Annotated in this window: 1 protein-coding gene; it reads right to left on the bottom strand. The window is 61.7% G+C overall.

The window, feature by feature from the left end; genetic code table 11:
- Nucleotides 1-2,741, bottom strand: a 2,741-nt coding sequence (locus ABIE58_RS20195; RefSeq protein WP_354546403.1) for an efflux RND transporter permease subunit, incomplete at both ends; no start/stop codon positions are given.

The raw sequence follows: 2,741 nt of genomic DNA, 5'->3' as shown, positions 1-2,741 counted from the left end.
TAAAGTACCGGCACGGCGACAAGGGTCAGCACCGAGGCAAACGCGAGGCCACCCATTATCGTCACCGCCATAGACGCGAAAAACGCATCCGGCAGCAGCGGTATCATGCCGAAGATCGTCGTGCCGGCGGCGAGCACCACAGGGCGTAGACGACTGACCGAACCGTCAATCACTGCCTTGTAATCCGCCACACCCTCTGCGCGCTGAACGTCGATCTCTTCGACCAGAACAATAGCGTTCTTCATCAGCATTCCCGACAGCGACAGGAAGCCGAGCAGAGCAGTGAAGGTGAAAGGCAGGCCGGTTAAAAGCAGCCCGAGCACCATGCCCGTCACGGACATTGGCACGACAAGCCAAAGGATGAGGGGTTGGCGCACCTTGTTGAACATGAGAATGGAGATTGTCAGCATGACAAGGAAGCCTAGGGGAAGCTGTTTGCCAAGGCTGGTCTGGGCGTCGGTTGAACTTTCATACTGGCCTCCCCACTCCATGCTGTAGGCGTCGGGACGCGGGAGTGCCTCGATCTCGGCCCGCACGCTTTTGAAGGCCTCATCGGCGGTGAGATCCGCCCGTGCACCGCCAAGGGCAGTGATGGTGCGTTCGCGGTTGCGCCGGTGAATCAGCGCCTCGACGAGGCGCGGCTCGAACCGTTCCACAAGGTTGGCCATGGGAACGTAGGTGCCAGCACCATCGGACCAGGCCGACAGATCCCGAACGCGGTCAACCCCGTCCCGTTCGGTCGCGGGCAGCCGCAGGTGGATCGGGATGACCTCGTCGCCTTCGCGCAATTCACCGACCCGCAAGCCCGACGTTCCGTAGCGGACGGTATCAGCAATCGCGCTGCGCGTGGCCCCGGCCAGCCGCATGCGCGACTCATCGACGATCGGCTCAACAAGGATTTCGCGCTGGCGCCAATTGGTGCGCGGGTTGGTAATTGTGCCTGCGGCCTCGTATATCCGTAATGCATCGTCGGCGAGTTGGCGCAGAACGACCGGATCGGGACCAGAGAACCGGACCGCCACATCGGCACCTGAGGGTGGGCCAAAGACGAGCTCTTCGACCCGGACGAGCGCGTTGGGAAATTCGGCCGGCAGATCACGATTCAATCGATTGGCCATAGCCGGGATCGCCTCGGCGTCGGCCACACGAACGATAAGCTGGCCATAGCTGGCATCTGCCTGCTCCGGGTTGTATGTCAACATGAATCGGCTCGCGCCGCGCCCTACCAAGGTCGTCACGTCCGTCACCTTGTCTTCAGACAGGATCAACTGCTCGAGCCGTTTCATTTCACGGTCGGTGACGTTGATGTCGGTTCCCTGCGGCATCTGGAATTCGACATAGAAAAGCGGGGTATTTGACGCCGGGAAAAAGGCCTGCTTGACCTGCCCGAAGGCCATCACCGACAAGACCGTGATTCCCACGATTATTAGCACAACCAGCACACGCGCGCGCAGCACGAGCCAGAGCAACCCGCGATAGATCCCGTAGAACGCGCCCTTGTAGGGATCGTCCGAGGTATTTTTTGGGGTCTTGAGCAGCAACTTGCCGAGATAGGGCGTGACCGTAACAGCCAGAATCCAGCTCATCAGCAGCGAGATGGTGATCACCGCGAAGAGCGAGAACAGAAACTCGCCGGTCGAGTCCGGCGAAAGTCCGATCCCGGAAAAGGCCATGATCCCGATCACGGTGGCTCCAAGCAGCGGAATGGACGTGGAACTTTCGGTCTCGGCCGCAGCTTTTATCGCGCTCTTTCCGCGCGCCATGCCAATCACCATTCCTTCGGTGATCACGATGGCGTTGTCGACCAGCATCCCCATCGCGATGATCAGGGCACCAAGGCTGATCCGTTCCATCGCGATCCCGAAGACCGACATGAAGAACAGCGTGACGAACACAGTGAGCCCGAGCGTCGCGCCGACCACCAGGCCGGCGCGCCAGCCCATTGTGATCATCAGCGCCCCGACAACGATGGCGACCGACATCGCAAGGCTCAGGAGAAAGCTGGAGACGGCCTCGTCAACGACGACGTGCTGTTCGTAGATCGGCGTGATCTCGACGCTGTCCGGCAAGTCGGCCTTCAACGTCTCAAGCCGGGCCGCGACCGCCGAACCAACTTCGACCACGTTGCGGTTCGTCAACGCCGAAACCCCGAGGGTGAAGGCTGCCGTGCCATTGTGGCGGATCACCTGGCTCGGCTGTTCCGCCTCGTCGCGGGAGACGCGGGCGATGTCACGGATCGCAACCTGTCCGACCTCTCCGGCCGCGCCAAGCCGTAATTGTTCGATCCCCTCGGGGGTCACGTAACCCGGCGGAACGGACAGGCCGATGCGGGCGGGGCCCTCGGTGATCTCGCCATTGTTGAAAACGAGGTTTTCATCGTTCAGCACGCCCAGAACCTGGTTTGGCGGCAGGCCCAATTCCGTCAGGCGCGCGGACGGGATCGAGAGGGTGATCGTCTCTTCCGTAAGGCCCTGAACCTCAACCTTCGCAACGCCGTCGACGGTCACCAGCCCAAGCCGTAATCGCGTGGCCAGATCCCGCTCCTCGCGCGGGCTGAGACCTTCGGTTTTCACCGCGTAGAACATGCCGTAGACATCGCCGAAATCGTCGTTGACAATGGGTGCGCGCGCGCCCTGGGGCAGGTCGCCCTCCACGTCGCGGATGCGCAGGCGCATCTCGTCCCAGACCTGCGGAATCTCATCCGGGCCATATGTGCCCTCGATCTCCACGGTGATTTGCGC

The sequence above is a fragment of the Roseovarius sp. MBR-78 genome, from assembly GCF_040547535.1.
Taxonomy (GTDB): Bacteria; Pseudomonadota; Alphaproteobacteria; order Rhodobacterales; family Rhodobacteraceae; genus Roseovarius.
Note: the sequence above shows the minus strand (reverse complement) of the source record. Positions and strands in the feature narration are given on the sequence as shown.